Annotated in this window: 16 protein-coding genes; 9 read left to right on the top strand and 7 right to left on the bottom strand. The window is 44.2% G+C overall.

What is annotated here, in order from left to right; translation table 11 throughout:
• Nucleotides 1–22: 22 nt before the first annotated feature.
• From HUX74_RS17480 to tsaB, 5 genes are all read right to left on the bottom strand, one after another.
• Complete coding sequence (locus HUX74_RS17480; RefSeq protein ID WP_117600506.1) at nucleotides 23–880, bottom strand: M23 family metallopeptidase; 858 nt, start codon at nucleotides 878–880, stop codon at nucleotides 23–25.
• Nucleotides 877–1,413, bottom strand: a complete 537-nt coding sequence (gene rimM / locus HUX74_RS17475) for a ribosome maturation factor RimM (protein ID WP_005826980.1) — start codon at nucleotides 1,411–1,413, stop codon at nucleotides 877–879. The genes HUX74_RS17480 and rimM overlap by 4 nt, the downstream gene beginning before the upstream one ends.
• 1 nt (nucleotide 1,414) lies before the next feature.
• Entirely contained in the window at nucleotides 1,415–2,722 is a 1,308-nt protein-coding gene (gene murA / locus HUX74_RS17470; RefSeq protein WP_117600505.1) for a UDP-N-acetylglucosamine 1-carboxyvinyltransferase, read from the bottom strand.
• Between the two features lie 98 nt (nucleotides 2,723–2,820).
• Nucleotides 2,821–3,441 (bottom strand): DUF4290 domain-containing protein, encoded by a 621-nt coding sequence (locus tag HUX74_RS17465; RefSeq protein ID WP_117600504.1) that lies wholly within the window; start codon nucleotides 3,439–3,441, stop codon nucleotides 2,821–2,823.
• Between the two features lie 121 nt (nucleotides 3,442–3,562).
• Nucleotides 3,563–4,255, bottom strand: coding sequence for a tRNA (adenosine(37)-N6)-threonylcarbamoyltransferase complex dimerization subunit type 1 TsaB (gene tsaB / locus HUX74_RS17460; RefSeq protein ID WP_174647104.1), 693 nt, complete (start codon nucleotides 4,253–4,255; stop codon nucleotides 3,563–3,565).
• Between the two features lie 91 nt (nucleotides 4,256–4,346).
• Between tsaB and HUX74_RS17455 the strand changes: the two genes are divergently transcribed.
• The 5 genes from HUX74_RS17455 to HUX74_RS17435 all read left to right on the top strand — a co-directional run bounded on the left by HUX74_RS17455 (nucleotide 4,347) and on the right by HUX74_RS17435 (nucleotide 8,971).
• The gene (locus tag HUX74_RS17455; protein ID WP_174647103.1) at nucleotides 4,347–5,231 is read left to right on the top strand and encodes a YicC/YloC family endoribonuclease; all 885 of its coding nucleotides are present in this window, start codon (nucleotides 4,347–4,349) and stop codon (nucleotides 5,229–5,231) included.
• A gap of 10 nt (nucleotides 5,232–5,241) precedes the next feature.
• Nucleotides 5,242–5,805 carry a guanylate kinase gene (gmk, locus tag HUX74_RS17450; RefSeq protein ID WP_117600502.1) on the top strand — a complete coding sequence of 188 codons (564 nt, stop codon included), beginning with the start codon at nucleotides 5,242–5,244 and terminating at the stop codon, nucleotides 5,803–5,805.
• Nucleotides 5,802–6,038 (top strand): hypothetical protein, encoded by a 237-nt coding sequence (locus tag HUX74_RS17445; protein ID WP_117600501.1) that lies wholly within the window; start codon nucleotides 5,802–5,804, stop codon nucleotides 6,036–6,038. Before gmk ends, HUX74_RS17445 begins: the two co-directional genes overlap by 4 nt.
• Before the next feature lie 25 nt (nucleotides 6,039–6,063).
• Entirely contained in the window at nucleotides 6,064–6,633 is a 570-nt protein-coding gene (gene nadD, locus HUX74_RS17440; protein WP_174647102.1) for a nicotinate (nicotinamide) nucleotide adenylyltransferase, read from the top strand.
• A 133-nt stretch (nucleotides 6,634–6,766) separates the two neighbouring features.
• Nucleotides 6,767–8,971, top strand: a complete 2,205-nt coding sequence (locus HUX74_RS17435; protein ID WP_174647101.1) for a beta-N-acetylglucosaminidase — start codon at nucleotides 6,767–6,769, stop codon at nucleotides 8,969–8,971.
• 95 nt (nucleotides 8,972–9,066) lie between these two features.
• Here the strand turns inward: HUX74_RS17435 and HUX74_RS17430 are convergent, their stop codons facing one another.
• Both HUX74_RS17430 and HUX74_RS17425 read right to left on the bottom strand, forming a co-directional pair.
• Entirely contained in the window at nucleotides 9,067–10,305 is a 1,239-nt protein-coding gene (locus HUX74_RS17430) for a GTP-binding protein (protein WP_117600499.1), read from the bottom strand.
• 36 nt (nucleotides 10,306–10,341) lie between these two features.
• Nucleotides 10,342–11,070, bottom strand: a complete 729-nt coding sequence (locus HUX74_RS17425; protein ID WP_009038010.1) for a GntR family transcriptional regulator — start codon at nucleotides 11,068–11,070, stop codon at nucleotides 10,342–10,344.
• A gap of 157 nt (nucleotides 11,071–11,227) precedes the next feature.
• Between HUX74_RS17425 and HUX74_RS17420 the strand changes: the two genes are divergently transcribed.
• The 4 genes from HUX74_RS17420 (at nucleotide 11,228) to HUX74_RS17405 (ending at nucleotide 19,687) form a co-directional block, all read left to right on the top strand.
• Nucleotides 11,228–12,955 carry a class I mannose-6-phosphate isomerase gene (locus HUX74_RS17420; RefSeq protein ID WP_174647100.1) on the top strand — a complete coding sequence of 576 codons (1,728 nt, stop codon included), beginning with the start codon at nucleotides 11,228–11,230 and terminating at the stop codon, nucleotides 12,953–12,955.
• A gap of 33 nt (nucleotides 12,956–12,988) precedes the next feature.
• On the top strand, nucleotides 12,989–14,092 hold the full coding sequence (locus HUX74_RS17415) for an ROK family protein (RefSeq protein WP_174647099.1): 1,104 nt from the start codon (nucleotides 12,989–12,991) through the stop codon (nucleotides 14,090–14,092).
• Nucleotides 14,093–14,164: 72 nt separating this feature from the next.
• On the top strand, nucleotides 14,165–17,302 hold the full coding sequence (locus tag HUX74_RS17410) for a GH92 family glycosyl hydrolase (RefSeq protein WP_227203895.1): 3,138 nt from the start codon (nucleotides 14,165–14,167) through the stop codon (nucleotides 17,300–17,302).
• 33 nt (nucleotides 17,303–17,335) lie between these two features.
• The gene (locus tag HUX74_RS17405) at nucleotides 17,336–19,687 is read left to right on the top strand and encodes a GH92 family glycosyl hydrolase (protein ID WP_174647097.1); all 2,352 of its coding nucleotides are present in this window, start codon (nucleotides 17,336–17,338) and stop codon (nucleotides 19,685–19,687) included.

Genomic DNA, 19,687 nt, shown 5'->3' with positions numbered 1-19,687 from the left:
TTTACAGTTTACTATTTGGAGATTAAAATACGATGTAAAGCTCGGGATTTACGGCCCTGCCCTTATGCCACAGCTCGAAGTGAAGATGGGGACCGGTGGACAGCTCGCCGGTGTTTCCTACCAGTGCGATGGCTTCACCCCCTTTCACCGCATCGCCTTCCCGCCTCAGCAGAGAGCCGCAGTGCTTGTAGACTGACACGAAGTCCTGGTTGTGCTGTATTTCTATCAGATAACCCGTCTCGGCAGTGTAGGTACTCAGTATGACGGTACCGTCTAAGGTGGCCAATACGCTTTCGCCCGGATTGGCGGCAATGTCCGTGCCGAAGTGTTTTGTTTCGGCATTGAAGGGAGATGAAATCATGCCGCGTGTGGGGCGGTAGAAAATCAGTCCGTCTATTTCGGGGCGGGCAGTGATGCTTGTCAGGTTGTACTTTTCTGTCTCCTCGTACTGTTTGCGGAATTCGGCTTCCCGTTGTGTGCGTTCCATGAGCGAATCTTCGCGCAGGTGGGTTAACGAGTCGATGGAGTGTATGGTATCTGCCTTTATCTTGCCCTGGAAGATGTCCTGGATATTCATGATATAAAGGTTCTGTCTGTTCACCAGTTGCTGGAGGGAATCTACGCGTAAGGCATTCTCCACTACCTGGGCGCGGATTTCACTGTTCATATATCCGGGCAGGTAGTTGCGCAGCGGGGTGAAGGCTACAATCAAGGAGGCGATGAGAAACAATACGAACAACACGGAGAGTAATACGGACAGTCCGTTCAGCTTGGATACGCGCAACGTGATGATATCCTCAAGGGTATTTTCGTTCGTAATCGTCAGTCTGTACTTAAACTTGATGTTACTCCAAAATGCTTTTCTTCGTTTCTTTTTCATACCTCTTCTGTTTCGTCCAAAGCTATCAAACCTTCCGGCAGGTCTACGGTGATGACCTTGTGCTTCTGGTCAATGTCTATGATAAACTCTTCTTGTGCCGGCACCAGCAGTTCTTCTCCCTGATAGTCCACCACAAACAGTGTGTTGATGGTCGATGTGTCCACGTCCGTCACTTCTCCCAGCGTGCCGTGATGTACTTCCTCCATACGAAAACCGACGAAGAAGTCCCAACTCAGTTCACCTGGTCCTGCCTCTTCTGCATGCTTTACGGGGAAGTAGACCTCAATATTAGTGAACATGCGGGCGCGTTCTGCCGTGTCCACACCTTCCAGTTTGACAAGGGCGGTGGTGTCGGAGCGGAAACGGTATTCTTCCAAGAAGAAAGGCACCAGTATACCATCCAGCAGGCAGATTAGGTATTCGGCTTCCACCCGGTCGAAGATGTCATCCGTAAAAGTGAACGATAGTTCTCCGTGAATGCCGTGGGGCTTGTTGAATATACCTATCTTATATACTTCTTCTCTCTTTATCATCTTATTCTATTCTTGTTATTCTTGCTCCGAGCGCATTCAGTCGCCCTTCGATGTTCTGATAGCCACGGTCTATCTGCTCTATGTTGTGGATGCGGCTGATGCCGTCCGCACTCATGGCAGCTATCAGCAGGGCGATGCCCGCACGGATATCGGGCGAGGTCATGTTGCCGCCACGTAGTTTAAAGCCGTGGTCGTGACCGATGACAACGGCGCGGTGCGGGTCGCAGAGGATAATTTGCGCTCCCATATCTATCAGCTTGTCCACAAAGAACAAGCGGCTTTCGAACATTTTCTGGTGAATGAGTACACTGCCTTTTGCCTGGGTGGCAACCACCAGCAGCACACTGAGCAAGTCTGGTGTCAGTCCGGGCCAGGGTGCGTCGGCAATGGTCATGATGGAGCCGTCGATAAAGGACTCTATCTGGTACGTCTCTTGTGAGGGCACGTAAATGTCATCTCCTCGCTGCTCCATCTTGATGCCGAGGCGGCGGAAACTGTCGGGGATAATTCCCAAGTTCTCGTAGGAGACATTCTTGATGGTCAGTTCGCTACGGGTCATGGCTGCCATGCCGATGAAACTACCCACTTCAATCATGTCGGGGAGGATGGTATGCTCGGTTCCGTGCAGCTCGTCCACTCCTTCGATAGTCAGGAGGTTGGAGGCGATGCCTTCTATCTTAGCTCCCATCCGGTTCAGCATTCTGCAAAGTTGCTGCACGTAGGGTTCGCAGGCGGCGTTGTAGATGGTGGTCTTGCCTCTGGCAAGGACTGCTGCCATTACAATATTGGCGGTTCCCGTTACAGATGCCTCGTCGAGTAGCATATAACTGCCATGCAGTTGTTTGGCTGATATTTCGTAGATGCCACGTTTCTCATTATAGATGAAGTTGGCTCCTAAATTTTGGATACCAATAAAATGTGTATCCAGACGGCGGCGTCCTATCTTGTCTCCGCCCGGCTTGGAAATCATGGCCTTGCCGAAACGTGCCACCATCGGCCCCACCAGCATGACGGAACCGCGCAGGCTGGAACATTTTTTCAGGAACGCGTCACTTTCCAGATAGGCAAAATCAATGTCGGCAGCTTGAAAACTGTAAGTGTCAATGCCTTTTTTAGATACGCTGACTCCCATATCCCGCATCAATTGGATAAGGTTGTTGACGTCCAGTATGTCCGGGATATTGTGCACAGTCACCTCTTCGGCAGTGAGCAATGTGGCGCAGATAATTTGCAACACCTCGTTTTTTGCTCCTTGGGGGTAAATGTCACCGGAAAGTCTGTGTCCTCCTTCGATTACAAATGATGCCATGAAGTTAGTGATTAGGGGTTAGTGATTAGTAATTAGTGGTCTGCATGGTGATGCCACATGACATTCATCACTAACCACTAATCGCTAATCATTCAATTTTAGTATTTTCGTTTATTGTTCCGGTTGTTATTCCGGTTATTTTGGTTATTCACCTTCGGACGGTAGTTCTGGTCAATACGTTCGGCCATGAGTCGGACGATGCTGTCTGTCATTTGCAGTTTTCCGTCAGAGAGTTCGGTGAGGTCATCTGAAATTTTACGGTCATCGACGGTATCTTTATTCCATGCCATGTAATCTTTCTTCATGTGATTGCAGATGAGGGCTATCAAGTTCTGTTTCTCGTCTCCTTCCGGGAATTCGATAGCTTTCTTTATCAGTACTTCCAGCGTACGGCCGTAGTGGCGGTAACGGATTTTGGTACTGGGGTAGGGGATACTCTCCGGCTTAGTGTTCAGATTGTCCTTGCGGATAATCTCGTACGGATAATCTATATCCAGTTGGAAGTTGGCCATGATGGCAAGGTGGTCCCACAGCTTATGTTTGAAGTCGGGCACATCGCGCAAATGGGGAAACATGTTTCCCATGATGTTGATGATTGTATTTGCGCAACGCTGGCGTTCTGCGCGGTCTTCGATTGTCAGCGCGTGGTCTACCATATTCTGGATGCTGCGACCATATTCGGGCAGGGGCATCCGTTTTTGTTGGGTGTTATATTGCATCTTTAATTAGTGATTAATGTTCAATGATTAGTGATTAGGGTTTAACGATTAGTGGTTAGTGATTAATGGGCTACGCAGTGATACCGCATGGTATTCATCCCTAATTCCTAATCGCTAAACCCTAAATAAGTTTCTTTGGCGTGCCGGCTACAAATTCCTTCAAATAGAAGGGCTCGAAATAGGCCACATCCTTGAAGTCTTGTTCGGCTATTGCCTTCTCTGCCAACGGAAACATCATGCTGGCAAGAGGTTGGATGCCGTCGATGAAGTGTGCATTGGGATGCGTGATTTTCTCTTTGCATTTGGCCGCACCGTCACCGAAGAAGTAGACGGGATGTTGCTCTAAGAATTTCAGGTAGGAACTTTCGTCCACAATATCGGCTCCAATGTCGCGCACCGGTTTCAAGGCACGGTCGTAGATGGCAGCATAGACTTCCATGCGGCGGGCGTCAATCATGGGACAGAGCAGTGCGTCGTCGGGTAGCTCATCGTGGTAGAGTAATACCGGTACACACTGAACTTTCAGGGTTTCCAGTCCGATAAGTGGCAGGTTACGTCCATAGCAGACACCTTTTGCCATTGACACGCCGATACGCAACCCGGTATACGAACCTGGGCCGCAGCTTACGGCGACTGCATCCAACGGCATGGCATGGCTATCGGCAAAGGATAGCGCCTCGTCCACAAAGACTCCCAATGAAACGGCGTGTGAAGGGCCATTCAGGTCCTCTTTCTTGAAAACGTTCTGTCCGTCCTCGCTCACGGCTACGGAGCAGGTAGAAGTGGACGTTTCAATATGCAAGATACATGACATAACTTTTATTCTTGATTTTATTGTGGCAAATTTACGTGATTATTTTCACTAATTAAAATAATCGTGTAATTTTGCGCAAAACTATAACATTATGATACAATCCATGACAGGCTACGGCAAAGCAACCGTCGAACTGCCTGATAAGAAAATCAACGTTGAAATAAAGTCGCTCAATAGTAAGGCAATGGACTTATCTGCTCGTATTGCTCCGCTTTATCGTGAGAAAGAGATGGAAATCCGTAATGAAATATCACGGAAACTGGAACGCGGAAAGGTGGATTTCAGCCTTTGGATAGAAAAGAAAGAGAGTGCGGAAAGTGCCACTCCCATCAATCAGACATTGGTGGAGGGATACTACAAGCAGATTCGTGCCATATCCGAAAATCTTGGAATACCTGTACCGGATGCGACGGACTGGTTTGCCACGTTGCTCCGCATGCCGGATGTGATGACCAAGAATGAAACGCAGGAACTGAGTGAGGAAGAATGGACTGTGGTTTATTCGGCTGTGGAAAAGGCTGTCGGTGCGCTGGTGGACTTCCGTAAGCAGGAAGGAGCTGCCCTTGAAAAGAAGTTCCGTGAGAAGATCTCCAACATCTCCCATCTGTTGGAGACTATCGCTCCCTATGAGAAAGAGCGTGTAGCCAAAGTGAAGGAACGTATTACAGATGCACTGGAAAAGACCTTGAGTGTGGATTATGACAAGAACCGCCTGGAGCAGGAACTCATCTACTACATCGAAAAGCTGGATGTGAACGAAGAAAAACAGCGTCTTGGCAATCATCTGAAATATTTTATCAATACGCTGGAAACCGGAACCGGCCAAGGCAAGAAGTTAGGGTTCATCGCTCAGGAGATGGGACGTGAAATCAATACCTTGGGCAGTAAGTCCAATCATGCGGAGATGCAGAAGATTGTCGTTCAGATGAAGGATGAACTGGAGCAAATCAAGGAACAAGTATTGAATGTAATGTGATTTAAATTTCATGGCAAAACTTATCATATTTTCAGCCCCTTCGGGTTCCGGAAAGTCGACGATTATCAACTATCTGCTGACTCAGAATCTGAATCTCTCATTTTCCATCTCGGCAACCAGTCGCCCGCCTCGCGGAACGGAGGAAGATGGAGTGGAATATTTCTTTCTGACTCCCGATGAATTCCGCCACCGCATAGCCAATGATGAATTCTTGGAGTATGAAGAGGTGTATCAGGACCGTTTTTACGGGACACTGAAGGAGCAGGTGGAAAAACAATTGGCTGCCGGGCAGAATGTTGTGTTCGATGTGGATGTAGTGGGTGGTTGCAATATTAAGAAATTCTATGGTGAACGTGCATTGTCTGTTTTCATTCAACCGCCTTCGGTGGAGGAATTGCGCAAGCGCCTGGTAGGACGCGGAACAGATGCTCCCGAAGTGATAGAGAGTCGCGTGGCGAAAGCCGAATATGAATTGGGCTTTGCATCGAGATTTGATACGGTGATTGTGAATGATGACTTGGAAACAGCTAAAGCGGAAGCCTTGAAAGTAATTACTCAATTTTTGAACTCATGAAGCAAAATGGAGGACTGCATAACCAGTTGGCACCGAAAAAGAAGAATAATCCGAAGCTCAATAGGGCATTGCTGATTATTAACTGCATCTTATTTCTTTGTGCCCTTGTTGTCGGTATCTTGTATATACATTATCAGGAATCTCGGACAAGCATTCCGATGTTTCTTATTGCTGTGGTGACGGCTGTCAATTCATGGACTGCCTGGCGTGCGTTGAAAGGACACCCTTTGTGATTTTCTTGTTTAAATTAATAGAATAGTGGATATAGGAATCTTCAGCGGCTCATTCAACCCGATACACATCGGACATTTGGCCCTCGCCAACTATCTTTGCGAATACGGGGACCTGGATGAAGTGTGGTTTATGGTCACCCCCCACAATCCGCTGAAGGAAGAAAACGATCTGATGGATGACAAGTTACGTTTGAAGCTGGTGCAGCTAGCCACTGAGGGTTATCCCAAGTTTCGCGCTTCCGATTTTGAATTCCATCTGCCTCGGCCTTCTTATACTGTTCATACGTTGGACGTGCTGAAACGGACTTATCCCCAACACACTTTCCATCTTGTCATTGGTTCGGACAACTGGAAGCTGTTCCACCGTTGGTACGAGTCGGAACGCATTATTGCCGAAAATCATCTTCTGGTTTATCCTCGTCCCGGCTATCCGGTAGAGACTGCCTCTTTACCGCAGAATGTACGGACTGTTTCTTCTCCGGTATTCGAAATCAGCTCCACTTTTATCCGTCGAGCCATGGAGGAGGGAAAAGATGTACGCTACTTCCTGCATCCGGCAGTGTGCGATGAACTCAAACGGATGCAGAATAAATGAATCTTTAAACTGAAATAAATGTCTGTATTTGTACGTGTTTTCATATTTATTTCTTATTTTTGAACGTATCAACCTTGAATGCATGGAAGAGTTTTCTTAATACATAGATATTCCTTAATTTAATAATCCGCTTATGAGAAAAAAATTACTATTACTGGGAGCATTCGGTATGTTGACGACAGCGACGCTTTGTGCGCAAGAATTTCATTTGCAACCTACTCCCCAAGAATATATTACGCAAAAAGATTCTGTTGATATTCCCCAACAATACCAGATCCTTTCCGGCAATTCCGTGCAGGACGGACCTGCGTTGCCTTTACTCCGTTCATTGATGCCGGAAGAGGTGCTTGGCGCTTCTTTCCGTGTATATATAGGAGTGAAAGGAGATAAGATTATCAAGAAATACCAACATAGGATTCCACGCAAATCCGAAGGTTATTTCCTGAAAATTGAAAAAGACTGCATCGTCATAGCCGGTGCTGACGAGCGGGGAGCGTACTATGGTGTACAGACTCTTGCGCAGTTGCTTGCTTTGGGTAAGCTGCCTTTGGCTGAAGTGACGGACTATCCCGATGTTCCCTATCGGGGTGTGGTGGAAGGGTTTTACGGTGCTCCTTGGAGTCAGGAGGCGCGTATACGCCAGCTTGATTTTTATGGTCGGAACAAAATGAATGTCTATATCTATGGACCGAAAGACGACCCTTATCACCGGACTCCCAACTGGCGCAAGCCTTATCCTGCCCAAGAAGGAGAACAACTGAAGGTATTGGTAAATAGGGCGAAGGAGAACAATGTCATTTTCTATTGGGCCATTCATCCGGGTCAGGATATTCGCTGGAATGAAGAAGACCGCTCGTTATTGTTGCAGAAGTTCGAAAGCATGTACCAGTTGGGTGTGCGTGGTTTTGCCGTTTTCTTTGATGATATTTCGGGTGAAGGGACAAAGGCGGACAAGCAGGCTGAACTGTTGAACTATATTGACGACCATTTTGTAAAAGTCAAGCGGGATGTTGCACCATTGATATTGTGTCCCACAGAGTACAACAAGTCATGGACCGATGTAGAAGGAGGCTATCTCACTACGCTTGGTGATAAGTTGAACGAGGGTATCAAGGTGATGTGGACCGGTGATATGGTAGTTGCTACTATAGATAAGTCTACGCTGGACTTCGTCAATCCGCTGCTGAAACGTAAGGCGTATATTTGGTGGAATTTCCCCGTTTCGGATTATGTACAAGACCATTTGCTGCTAGGGCCGGTTTATGGAAACGGGCTTGATATAAAAGATGATATGTCTGCTTTTGTTTCCAATCCGATGGAACATGCCGAGGCTTCCAAAATCTCTCTGTACAGTGTAGCTGATTATACTTGGAATATGGAGAATTATGATAGTGAAACTTCTTGGAAACATGCAGTCAGAGACCTTATGCCACTTCATGCCGAATATTTGGAAATCTTCGCTGCTCATAATTCCGACCCGGGACAGAATGGACATCGTTTCCGCCGTGAAGAGTCCCTTGCCATTCAGCCTGCTCTCTCTGCCTTGTTGAAAGCTTATCAAGAGAAAAGCGAGATAGATGAAGATGCCTATCGGCAGGTAGCTGAGGAATGCCGGAAGATAATCGTTGCCGCTGATGGATTGCTTGCATCGGGAAATGAGAATCGTCCGTTGATAACTGAAATAAGGCCTTGGCTCATTCAGTTCAAACAAGTGGGAGAGTATGGTGCGGAGGTGTTGAACATGATACGCCTGCGCCAGCAGAAGGATGCATTTATAGGTAGCTACGAACACGCCCGCGCCCTGCTGGTGCTGATGGGTGAGACGGATGCCCAATATAAAGCGGGCATAAAGAGCGGCAGCCTGCATCTGATGCCTACTTTCAATGCTTTGTTCGAAGCGGCGACAACGGGCTATAATGCAGCGTTCCATGCCGGGCTTGATACAAAGGCTGTTTATTCTCCCTACACGTTGAAGAGCGACGTGAATCAGTTGGCTTCGCTTCCTATTCAGCAGAAGGGAAAGGTGAATACAATTATTCCGTCCAATGAAGTCATCAACTGGCAGGCAGGCGGTGTGCTGACCATTTCGATGGATTATGCCCGCCAGTTGAATTCGGTACTTATTGATTTGGGAGATGCGGAGGTGGCTAATTCTAAGTTTAAACTGGAAGTAACTTCGGATGGTACAAACTGGCAGGCGGTGGATTTGAAACCGGGATACAGAACGCAGGTGAAGGCATCTCTCAAGGAGTTGAGTGTTGCGAAGATGAGGTTGGTGAATGTATCCGACACAGAGCAGAAGGTGTATTTCAAAATGTTCCGTTTTACGGAGAATTGATATGGTTCCTGATTCTTAAAATAGAGTTACGCGCGTGGGACGATGCTCCCCGTTGTTCTTAAGATCGGAATGACGGGGAGCACTTTTTTAGGAAGTTATTCAAGGCATTTGTCCAAGTCGCGGATGATTTGCTCTTTATCCATATTTTGTCCGATGAATACTATCTTCAGCATGCGGTCGCCGTATTGTTCGTCCCAGTCTCTTAGCAATCCCGGTTCTTGGCGCATCAGTTCTATCATGTCTTCTTCGGGAGCGGTGGCATACCATTGTCCGGCTTCAGTTATTTTCTTCTGTATACCTGCTTGTTCAAAGAGGAAGGACATGTCGCGGTTGTGGCTGAAGTAGCAGACACCCTTGGCGCGGATAACGCTGCGGGGCCATTTGGTAGCGACATAGTGGTCGAACTTATGAATGTCGAATGCAGGACGGCGGTAGTAGACAAATGTGCCAATACCGTATTCTTCTACTTCACCTCCTTCGTGATGGTGGTGATGACATTTCTCGTGATGATGTTCGCTTTCATGATGATGTTCATCTTCGTGATGGTGATGATGACCCTCTTCATGATGGTAATGCGCCTCTTTTTCCTCCTCTTCGCTTACTTGTTGCTCTATGCCACGAATCCATCCGGCAGAAGTTGCGGCACGCTCAAAGTTAAAGAGGTGGGTATGGATAATCTTATCCAGGTCTACATCTGCATAGTTGCACTCTATAATTTCGGCACCGGGTTGCAAGGTGCGGATAATCTGCTTGATACGTTTTAATTCTTCGGGCTGTACTTCTGCTGCTTTGTTCAGCAGGATAATATTGCAGAACTCAATCTGCTGAATGATGAGGTTTTCTATATCTTCCTCATCAATGCCTTTGCGTGTCAAATCATCTCCGCAAGAAAATTCACTTTGCAGACGTAAGGCGTCCACCACGGTGGTAATGCAGTCTAAGCGGCAAATACCGTATTTAGTATACGCTCCTCCCATATGAGGAATGGAGCAGAGTGTTTGGGCAATAGGCTCCGGTTCACAGATGCCACTCGCCTCAATCACTATGTAGTCGAAGCGTTGCATCTTCATGATTTCGAACATCTGCTCTATCAAGTCTGTCTTCAGCGTACAGCAGATACAACCATTCTGTAGAGCTACCAGACTTTCCTCTTTCTTTCCCACCACGCCACCTTTCTGTATAAGGTCTGCATCAATGTTCACCTCGCCTATGTCATTGACGATAACGGCAAACTTAATGCCACGTTTATTAGAAAGGATGTGATTTACCAACGTCGTTTTGCCACTACCCAGATAACCGGTCAACAGCAGTACGGGGATTTCTGTTGTATTCATAGTCATTTCTGTTATAGATTAAACTTTCTTGTATATTTATCTTTCTGCCTCTATGGTGTAGGTAAAGCTGTCTGCACGATAGTATCCTATATTGTATTCAATGGGAGTTCCATTGATATCATAAACAAATCTTTTCCTTATTAATATAGGGTCGCTGGATTTGATGTCCAGCTTTTCTGCGATATATTCTCCGGCCAACCGTGCGGATACTTCCTCTTTACTGGTTTTTACGATGATGTCATATTTATTTTCAAGTATTCCATAAAGAGGTTGGGTGAAGTCCTCATCACCGGTCAGTGGTATACTCGGATTGAAATAAGAGATGAAGGAGACAAAAGGATATTCTTTATTACCGCGTACTCTTTCCAATACCATACATTTTGTTCCCTTTTCAGGGTCTATATTGAAAAAGGTACATATTTCTTCGGATGCTTTCTTAAAACTGACATGCAATTCGAAGTTTTTAATTTCGATACCTAGCATTTTCATTTCTTGTGAGAAGCTCAACCAGTTCTTTACTCCTCCTATAATACCTTTTTTTACAACCTTTGTACCATGCCCTTTTTTTCTGACCAATAATCCCTCGAATACCAGTTTGTTGATTGCTTGGCGAAGTGTATTTCTCGATATGTTTAATTGTTCAGACAATAAAACCTCATTGGGAAGAAGTTTCCCATTTTTGTATTCCTCTGATTCTATAAGTTTTCTCAGCACTTCTTCTGCTTGAATGTGAAGAGGTTTTTCTGAGTTTGGGTCTAATTTCATGGTTATACTTTTTCTGTTATTTTTTTAATATTGCAAAGATAATTCTTTTTTTATCAAAAAAATATGAGAAGATTCTTTTATTTTATTTTTAAAGAGTATATATTTGCACAAAATACCAGTATGTTCATACATATAATAAAATCAAGTATATATAATTATGAGAAAAGTAAATTACGACAAGTTCCCTTCTACAAAGATTTCGGGAACGATTCTTCGGGGATGGAATGATATTCATACCTTACTGATGGAGTGCTTTAAGAGTAGAAAGGTACTGGCTGTTGAACTCTATGCAGGAGTGTGTGAAGATGAAGTTATAAATGAATTGAAATCGCTGTCACCTACCTTACTTATTAATACACGTGACTTGATGAAGCCGGAGAATGAGATTAAGGAAATGACAGAACGTTTTATGACAAAGGATGTTCTTTTTGGTTATGTGACGAACCTATCTCTGAAAGACTACTTTGATGCAGGTAAGCTGGAGGTAGCCCGGAAGCTGGTAGCGGCAAATGATAGAGTGATTGTGGTCGGTTCGGGTGCTGCTATGATAGCTCAGGCAGAAGCAACGCTGGTGTATGTTGATATGGCCCGTTGGGAGATACAACAGCGTTTTCGTGCTCACGAAGTAAAGGCTTTGGGAGTGGATAATCGTGAAGATGCTGTGTCTTTACAATATAAGAGAGGGTATTTTAATGATTGGAGAGTTCTTGATAAGTATAAGGAAGGCTTGTTTGATAAAGCCGATTTCTGGTTGGATACGCACATTGCAAACGATCCGAGAATGATTGATAGGGAGACTTTCTTTAAAGGAATAGAAGAAACAATTAAGACTCCTTTTCGCGTAGTGCCTTTCTTTGACCCGGCACCATGGGGCGGACAATGGATGAAAGAAGTGTGTGGATTAAATCCTGAAAAAGAAAATTATGGTTGGTGTTTCGATTGTGTGCCCGAAGAGAATAGTCTTTATTTTGAGGTGAACGGTGTACGTTTTGAATTGCCGTCGGTAGATTTGGTTTTGTTGAAATCTAGAGAGCTTTTAGGTGAACCGGTAGAAGCGCGTTTTGGTAAGGATTTCCCGATTCGTTTCGATTTTCTAGATACGGTAGGTGGTGGAAATTTGAGTGTACAAGTGCATCCTACCACACAGTTTATCCGTGAAAACTTTGGTATGTATTATACTCAGGACGAAAGCTATTATCTGCTGGATGCTAAAGAAGGAGCTTCGGTCTATCTTGGTTTGAAGAATGGTATTAATAAAGATGACATGATTCGTGATTTGCGTGAGGCTCAGAAAGGTGAAATCGTTTTCGATACAGAAAAGTATGTAAATAAACTGCCTGCTAAAAAACATGATCATTATTTGATTCCGGGAGGTACGGTGCATTGCTCAGGTTCGGAGGCACTTGTATTGGAAATCAGCTCAACACCCAATTTGTTTACATTCAAACTCTGGGATTGGCAACGTTTGGGGTTGGATGGCAAACCGCGCCCCATTAATGTGGAAAGAGGTAAAGAAGTAATAGACTGGAAACGTAATACGGAATATGTAAAAGAATATCTGGCAAATCATTTCACTCAGATTGCCGAAGGAGAAGGATGGAGCGAGGAGCGTACTGGATTACACCCGAATGAATTCATTGAAACACGCCGTCACTGGTTCTCCAAATCTGTTACACATCATACGAATAATAGTGTGAATGTACTGAATTTGGTGGAAGGTGAAGAAGTGGTTGTTGAAAGTCCGACAAACGCTTTTAAACCATTTGTGGTACATTATGCTGAAACCTTCATAGTTCCGGCAAGTGTGGGTGAATATACAATAACTCCTTGTGGCAAGTCTGTGGGAAAAGAGTGTGGAACCATCAAGGCTTATGTGAGGTTTTAACCGGAAAATGGTATTAATTAAATCTGATATAATATGTATAGACATGACCAACGTACAGTAATGACCTTGGATGCAGGAGGCACGAATTTCGTTTTTTCAGCTATCCGGGGAAATCAGAATATTGTGGAAACTATTTGTTTGCCAGCGGTTTCGGACAATTTGAATGGATGCCTGACTGTTTTGAAAAAAGGCTTTTCTGCAGTGAAAAGACAATTGGAAAATGAGCCGGTAGCTATCAGTTTTGCATTTCCTGGTCCAGCAGACTATAAGAATGGTGTGATAGGCGATTTACCGAACTTTCCGGTTTTTCGTGGAGGTGTGGCTTTGGGAGCTTTTCTGGAAGAAGAATTTGGTATTCCGGTATATATAAATAACGATGGTAACTTGTTTGCTTACGGTGAAGCGTTGGCCGGAATATTACCTTCCATTAATGAGGAACTTAAGGCTGCCGGTAATCCTAAACGTTATAAAAACTTGTTAGGCATTACGTTGGGAACCGGTTTTGGAGCGGGAGTGGTGATTGATAATTGTTTGCTGACCGGTGATAACGGCTGTGGTGGTGATGTCTGGATTATGAGGAATAAAAAATATACCGACTTGATAGCCGAAGAAAGTGTCAGTATCCGTGCAGTACGCCGTGTGTACGGAGAACTGAGCGGTGAGGCGGTTGATAATCTGACTCCAAAGGATATATATGACATTGCCGAGGGCATACTCACGGGGAATCGTGAAGCGGCTGTGCGGAGTTTTGATGAATTAGGTGAAATGGCGGGTGCTGCCATTGTCAGTGCACTTCATATTGTAGATGGGATGGTGGTTATAGGAGGAGGAGTTGCCGGTGCAGCTAAATATATTCTGCCAGGTATGATGCGTGAAATGCGTCGTTCCATATCGACTTTCTCCGGACGGGATTTCGATTGTCTGCAGATGGAAGTTTGTAATTTGATGGAGCCGGACGAATATAAGAAGTTTTTAGAAGATACAAGTTCTTGGGTTGAGGTACCTTTTACTGACAAGAAAGTATCCTATGATTGTACTAAACGTATAGGGGTGGCGATTTCAACTTTGGGAGCAAACAAGGCTATTGCACTGGGAGCATATGCTTTTGCTTTACAACAGATAGACAAGAAGATATAAGGGTTAGTTTGCTTTTTAAGTAGATAAGATTGTTTTCACGGATAACAAAAAATAATAAGACTCATTATGAATATGAAAAAAATAATATCTTTTTTTATCGTTGCTTGTTGCGCTATGTGTGCAACTGCTGCAAAAGTGGTATGGCAAATTGGCGTTGCGGATAATTCCGGAACAGAACTGGCTTTGGGCCCTTCTGAGTATAAAAAGTTCCTGGCTCATGATTTTGGTTATGAAGATCGTTACTTTTTAGTGGGGACTTCTATTGACAAAAATGATTTCCCTTATGTGTTGCCAGGGCCTGATGATACTTGGGGAGGTACATGGAGTACTTCCGGTTGGAGAACTCATGATGCAAATATATTGTTTGGCATTAAAAAATTGCCGAAACATGGCAAATGGAAATTGGTGGTAGACTTGGTGGATGCCAATCCGAGCCGTTCGGTGGTTAAAGTTATGGTGAATTCTGCCGAAAAGAAGTTTGAAATTAAAGGGCATTCGAAAGGAGTACTGGAGGGTAATCTTCAAGATGCCAAGGAACAAATTCTTGAATTTCCAATTTCAGCCGATGATTTGAAAAAAGGTGGAAATATGGTCACTGTTTCTGTTCTTGAAGGGGGCTGGATTGTTTTCGATCAGATACGTTTGGAAGGTGCTGACGAGCTTGTTCTGGAAAAGAATAATGAATATGCTTTCTTGCGCAATGTGGCTCCGGCAGAATATGAAATGGAAATGGATGGAGCAAAAATACAGCCTTTATTGGTTGATGTAGAGCATCTATCCGGTAACCCGAAATTGAGTGTAAAATTAGACGGTATAGATGTTTTTTCTGCGCAGTTGGACACGGCACGTTATGTATTTGAAGTACCTATGCCTGCTGTGAAAAAAAGTAGAAAGAGTGAATATCAAGTGTTTGTAGATGGACAATTGCTGGAAAAGGGTATTATTATACGTTCTCCGCAAAAGATACAGACATTTGCCGACTATGTAGATACCAAAATAGGTACGGCACATTCTCGATGGATGATTGCACCGGGACCTTGGATGCCTTTCAGTATGGTGAAGCTGAGTCCGGACAATCAAAATATGGGCTGGCAGGCCGGTTATCAACCAACTTTTGAAACTTTGGGTTGTTTCAGTCATATCCATGAGTGGACAATGGGCGGATTAGGGTTAATGCCTACTAACGGCAAGTTGTTTACTCAGGTTGGCGATCAGTTCCGTCCAGATGAAGGTTACCGTTCGCGTATTGACAAGAGGACAGAAGAAGCTCCGTTAGGATATTATAAGGTCTTCTTGACCGATACAGAAATCTGGGCGGAGGTGACAGCTACAGAAAGAGCAAGTTTCCAGAAATATACCTTCCCGAAAGATAAAGATGGACGTGTAATGATTGACCTTCATGTGCAAGCTGAATATGATTATAATCTGCTGGATGTAGATATTAAGAAGGTAAGTGATTATAGAATTGAGGGACGCTCTCATCAGATTTCTCCTCGTCCTTATGTGTGGAGTAATGACGCTGATCAGGAATATGTAGTGAACTTCGTAATAGAGTTTGATGCACCGATTAAGAAAGTAGGTGGCTGGAAGAATAAGCAAATATTGGATGGAGGCCATATATTGGGTAAGAACTTGAAAGATGCAGGACTTTATGTCGAATTTGATACGAAAAAGCATCCGGTGGTGCAGGCTCGTGCCGGTATTTCGTTGGTGAGTATTTCAAATGCTTCTGAAAATCTGCAAAAGGAAATCTCTGATAGATTTGGTTGGGATTTTGATGCGGTAGTGCAAAATCAGAAAGATGTATGGAATGGTATTTTCAACCGTCTGGATATAACTACCTATGACCGTCTGGAGAAGGTGCGCTTTTACACTAATATGTATCGTGCACTTTGCCGAAATTTGTGGAGTGATGTGAATGGCGAATGGGTGTCTCCGGACGAAAAGGTACGTAAATTTACAAATCCTGAACATGTAGCTTTAGGATGTGATGCTTTTTGGAACACTTTCTGGAATTTGAATCAGTTCTGGAATTTAGTGACACCCGAATGGAGCTCCAAATGGGTGAACTCTCAGTTGGCATTGTACGATGCAAACGGGTGGTTGGCAAAAGGTCCTGCCGGAATGGAATATATTCCGGTAATGGTGGCCGAACACGAAATTCCACAGATGGTATCTACCTATCAGATGGGTATTCGTGATTATGATGTGGAAAAGGCATTTGAAGCCATGAAAAAAATGCAGACTACTCCAGCTACACATGTTGCAGGTGGTTTTGCCGGTAATCGCGATTTGGTGTCTTATATGAAATATAAATACGTACCTATTGAATTGGGACGTTTTTCTAATACATTGGAGTATTCTTACGATGATTGGACTGTGGGACAGATGGCGAAAGCATTAGGTAAATTCTCGGAATATGCTACATTCAATGATCGCGGATATTGGTGGAAAAATGCTATTAATCGGGAAAATGGATATGCTCACATGCGTGATTCGGTCGGTAACTTTATCCCTGATTTTGATGCATTTCAAACCGGACGTAATCACCACTATGTAGAAGGTAATTCTTGGCAGCTTAGCTACTTTGTGCCTCAGGATGTACCGGCCTTGATTGACATAATGGGAGAAAAATCATTTGTGGATCGTCTGAACTGGGGTTTTGAAGTAAGTGAACCTTGGAGATACAATGCTCCCAATGACCAATATTGGGATTATCCGGTGGTTCAGGGCAACCAGCAGTCCATGCATTTTGCTTTCTTGTTCAATTGGGCCAATAAACCTTGGCTGACACAAAAATGGTCCCGTTCCATTATTGATAGATATTATGGTTGTGGCGTTGCCAATGCCTATTTGGGTGACGAAGATCAGGGCCAGATGAGTGCTTGGTTTGTGATGGCGGCTTTGGGACTGTTTCAGACTGATGGCGGTTGCAGTGTCGAACCTATTTATGAAATTGCCAGTCCATTGTATGAGAAAGTGGTTATTGATTTGGGCAAACGCTATAATCGTGGTGAAACATTTACAATTGAGGCTAAAAATGTATCCAGAAAAAATAAGTACGTTCAGAGTGCCACTCTGAATGGTGAGAAGTTGGAACGTTTCTATTTCCCCGCTGCAGAATTGCTAAAAGGTGGAGAATTGATACTGGAAATGGGTGATAAACCGAATAAGTCATGGGGGATTGCTCCATGCTCGGAAAATAAATAATGTTAGTGTCTACCGTCTTAATAAATTAATATCATGAAACGACTTTGTTTTTTGGTGATATGTATGAGTATCATTATGGGGTGTTCAACAAGTACTTCAAGCACTAAAGCTTTGGTGGACTATGTAGACCCAAACATTGGAACTGCGCATTGTCGTTGGTTCTTTTATACACCGGCTGCTATTCCGTTTGGCATGGCAAAACTGGCTCCTTCTACCGATGCGCATTTGGGAAATCCCGGTGGTTGGCAAGCAGTGGGGTATGATTTTCGTCATACTTCCATCGAAGGCTTTGCCAATTTTCACGAGTTCCAGGTAGGCGGTGTCGTATTTGCACCGACTGTCGGAGAATTGCAGACAGTACCGGGTGAGTTGGAAAATCCGGATGGCGGTTATCGTTCACGTTTCGATAAGAAAGATGAAGTGGCAGCTCCCGGGTACTATTCTGTTTTGTTGAAGGACTATGGAGTAAAGGCTGAATTGACTGCTATGAAACGAGTGGGATTTCATCGTTATACCTATCCCAAAACAGAACAGGCAAACCTTATCTTCGATATAGGTAACAAGCAAGGAGAAAGTGGTGAGGTGAAAGATGCCGAAGTACAATATTTTGAAGATGGCCGGGTGGAAGGTTATGTAATCACTTCCCCCGTATATGTTAATATTTATCAGAAAGGGGCGGATGTACGTATGTATTTCTCGGCTGTTCTTAATAAGAAGCCGGTTCAGGTAGGTACTTTTGTAAAAGATGTGGTTAATCCGGGTAAATATCAGGAAAAAGGACCAGGCGCGGGTCTTTACATGACATTCTCTACAGAAGAACAAGAGGCTGTGGAAGTCAAAGTGGGCCTATCCTATACTTCCATAGAGAATGCTCGTTTCAACCGGGAAACCGAGGCTGCGGATGTTACCTTTGACCAAGCCAAGAAGAATGCGACAGATGTGTGGAATGAATCTCTGAGCAGGATTTATGTGGAAGGAGGGAAGGAAACTGATAAAGTGAAGTTTTACACCGGATTGTTCCATGCGCTTTTGGGACGTGGATTGGCTAGTGATGCAAATGGATATTATCCTAAAAATAATGGAACGGTCGGTCGTATTGCTCTTGATGAAGAAGGTAATCCGGTACATCAGCATTATAATACGGATGCCATTTGGGGTGGTTTCTGGAATCTGACGCAATTATGGTCATTGGCTTATCCCGAATATTATTCTGATTGGATAAAAAGTCAGTTGTTGGTTTATCAGGATACCGGTTGGTTGGGTGATGGAATCGCATGCAGTAAATATGTGTCTGGAGTAGGGACGAATTTTACTAGCTTGGCTATTGCTGCTGCATATAATTGCGGTATTCGTGATTTTGACGTACAGCAGGGATATGAAGCTGCTTTGAAGAATGAAGTGGAATGGCGTGGAAGACTTGAAGGTGCAGGTAAGATGGATGTACGTCAGTTTGTGGAACGTGGATATTCTCCTTATGAAAAACGGTTTGATATGGTGACTCGTGAGGAAGGATCTGGGTTTGGTGCTTCACATACAATGGAATACAGTTTCAGTAGTTTTGCTGTGTCCCAATTTGCCAAACATTTGGGTAAAGAGGATGATTATAAGTTACTCTCTAATTTGTCGAATGGCTGGAAGAATCTTTATGATCCGGAGACCCGTTTGATTCGTCCCAAGGATACTAAAGGAAATTTTCTGGAAGATTTTAATCCATTGGCTCCTTGGAAGGGATTTCAAGAAGGAAATGCCGTGCAATATACATTTTATGTCCCTCACCAGATAGACGAATTGGTAGATTTGGTAGGGCAAGAAACGTTTAATAATCGTCTGGATAGTATCTTTTTGCTTTCACAGAAAAATATTTTTGGAGGTGGGAAAGAAGTGGATGCGTTTGCCGGATTGAAGACGGTGTATAATCATGGTAATCAGCCTAATTTGCATATTTCTTGGTTGTTTAACTTTTCGGGTAAACCATATCTGTCTCAAAAGTGGGTACGTGCTATTTTGGATGAGTTCTATGGCCTCGAAGGTATACATGGCTATGGTTATGGACAGGATGAGGATCAAGGACAATTGGGGGCTTGGTACGTAATGTCTGCATTGGGCTTATTTGATGTAAAGGGATTGACGGAGATTGATCCGAAATTCCAGATAGGTGCCCCTTTGTTTGACAAAGTCACTGTCCGTTTGAATAAAGATTATTATCCGGGAGAGAAATTTGTAATCGAAGCTAAGAAGCAGGCGGTAGGTGATTGTTATTTGCAGGATATATCTTTGAACAACCGTCCGCAAGATACTGTACAATTGCCCTTTAGTGAGGTCGTAAAAGGAGGAAAATTGGTTTTAGGTTTGGGAGCTTCACCTAATGAGGAATTGACTCACTGA

Source organism: Bacteroides sp. Marseille-P8574 (assembly GCF_902825465.1).
GTDB lineage: Bacteria > Bacteroidota > Bacteroidia > Bacteroidales > Bacteroidaceae > Bacteroides > Bacteroides uniformis.
The sequence above is the reverse complement of the archived record's forward strand: the minus strand, read 5'-3'. Positions and strand labels throughout refer to the sequence as shown.

Bases quoted from the DNA above. Each gene is read 5' to 3' on its own strand.
- HUX74_RS17480 (WP_117600506.1), bottom strand. From the start codon at position 880: ATGAAAAAGAAACGAAGAAAAGCATTTTGGAGTAACATCAAGTTTAAG.
- rimM (WP_005826980.1), bottom strand. From the start codon at position 1,413: ATGATAAAGAGAGAAGAAGTATATAAGATAGGTATATTCAACAAGCCC.
- murA (WP_117600505.1), bottom strand. From the start codon at position 2,722: ATGGCATCATTTGTAATCGAAGGAGGACACAGACTTTCCGGTGACATT.
- HUX74_RS17465 (WP_117600504.1), bottom strand. From the start codon at position 3,441: ATGCAATATAACACCCAACAAAAACGGATGCCCCTGCCCGAATATGGT.
- tsaB (WP_174647104.1), bottom strand. From the start codon at position 4,255: ATGTCATGTATCTTGCATATTGAAACGTCCACTTCTACCTGCTCCGTA.
- HUX74_RS17455 (WP_174647103.1), top strand. From the start codon at position 4,347: ATGATACAATCCATGACAGGCTACGGCAAAGCAACCGTCGAACTGCCT.
- gmk (WP_117600502.1), top strand. From the start codon at position 5,242: ATGGCAAAACTTATCATATTTTCAGCCCCTTCGGGTTCCGGAAAGTCG.
- HUX74_RS17445 (WP_117600501.1), top strand. From the start codon at position 5,802: ATGAAGCAAAATGGAGGACTGCATAACCAGTTGGCACCGAAAAAGAAG.
- HUX74_RS17435 (WP_174647101.1), top strand. From the start codon at position 6,767: ATGAGAAAAAAATTACTATTACTGGGAGCATTCGGTATGTTGACGACA.
- HUX74_RS17430 (WP_117600499.1), bottom strand. From the start codon at position 10,305: ATGAATACAACAGAAATCCCCGTACTGCTGTTGACCGGTTATCTGGGT.
- HUX74_RS17425 (WP_009038010.1), bottom strand. From the start codon at position 11,070: ATGAAATTAGACCCAAACTCAGAAAAACCTCTTCACATTCAAGCAGAA.
- HUX74_RS17420 (WP_174647100.1), top strand. From the start codon at position 11,228: ATGAGAAAAGTAAATTACGACAAGTTCCCTTCTACAAAGATTTCGGGA.
- HUX74_RS17415 (WP_174647099.1), top strand. From the start codon at position 12,989: ATGTATAGACATGACCAACGTACAGTAATGACCTTGGATGCAGGAGGC.
- HUX74_RS17410 (WP_227203895.1), top strand. From the start codon at position 14,165: ATGAAAAAAATAATATCTTTTTTTATCGTTGCTTGTTGCGCTATGTGT.
- HUX74_RS17405 (WP_174647097.1), top strand. From the start codon at position 17,336: ATGAAACGACTTTGTTTTTTGGTGATATGTATGAGTATCATTATGGGG.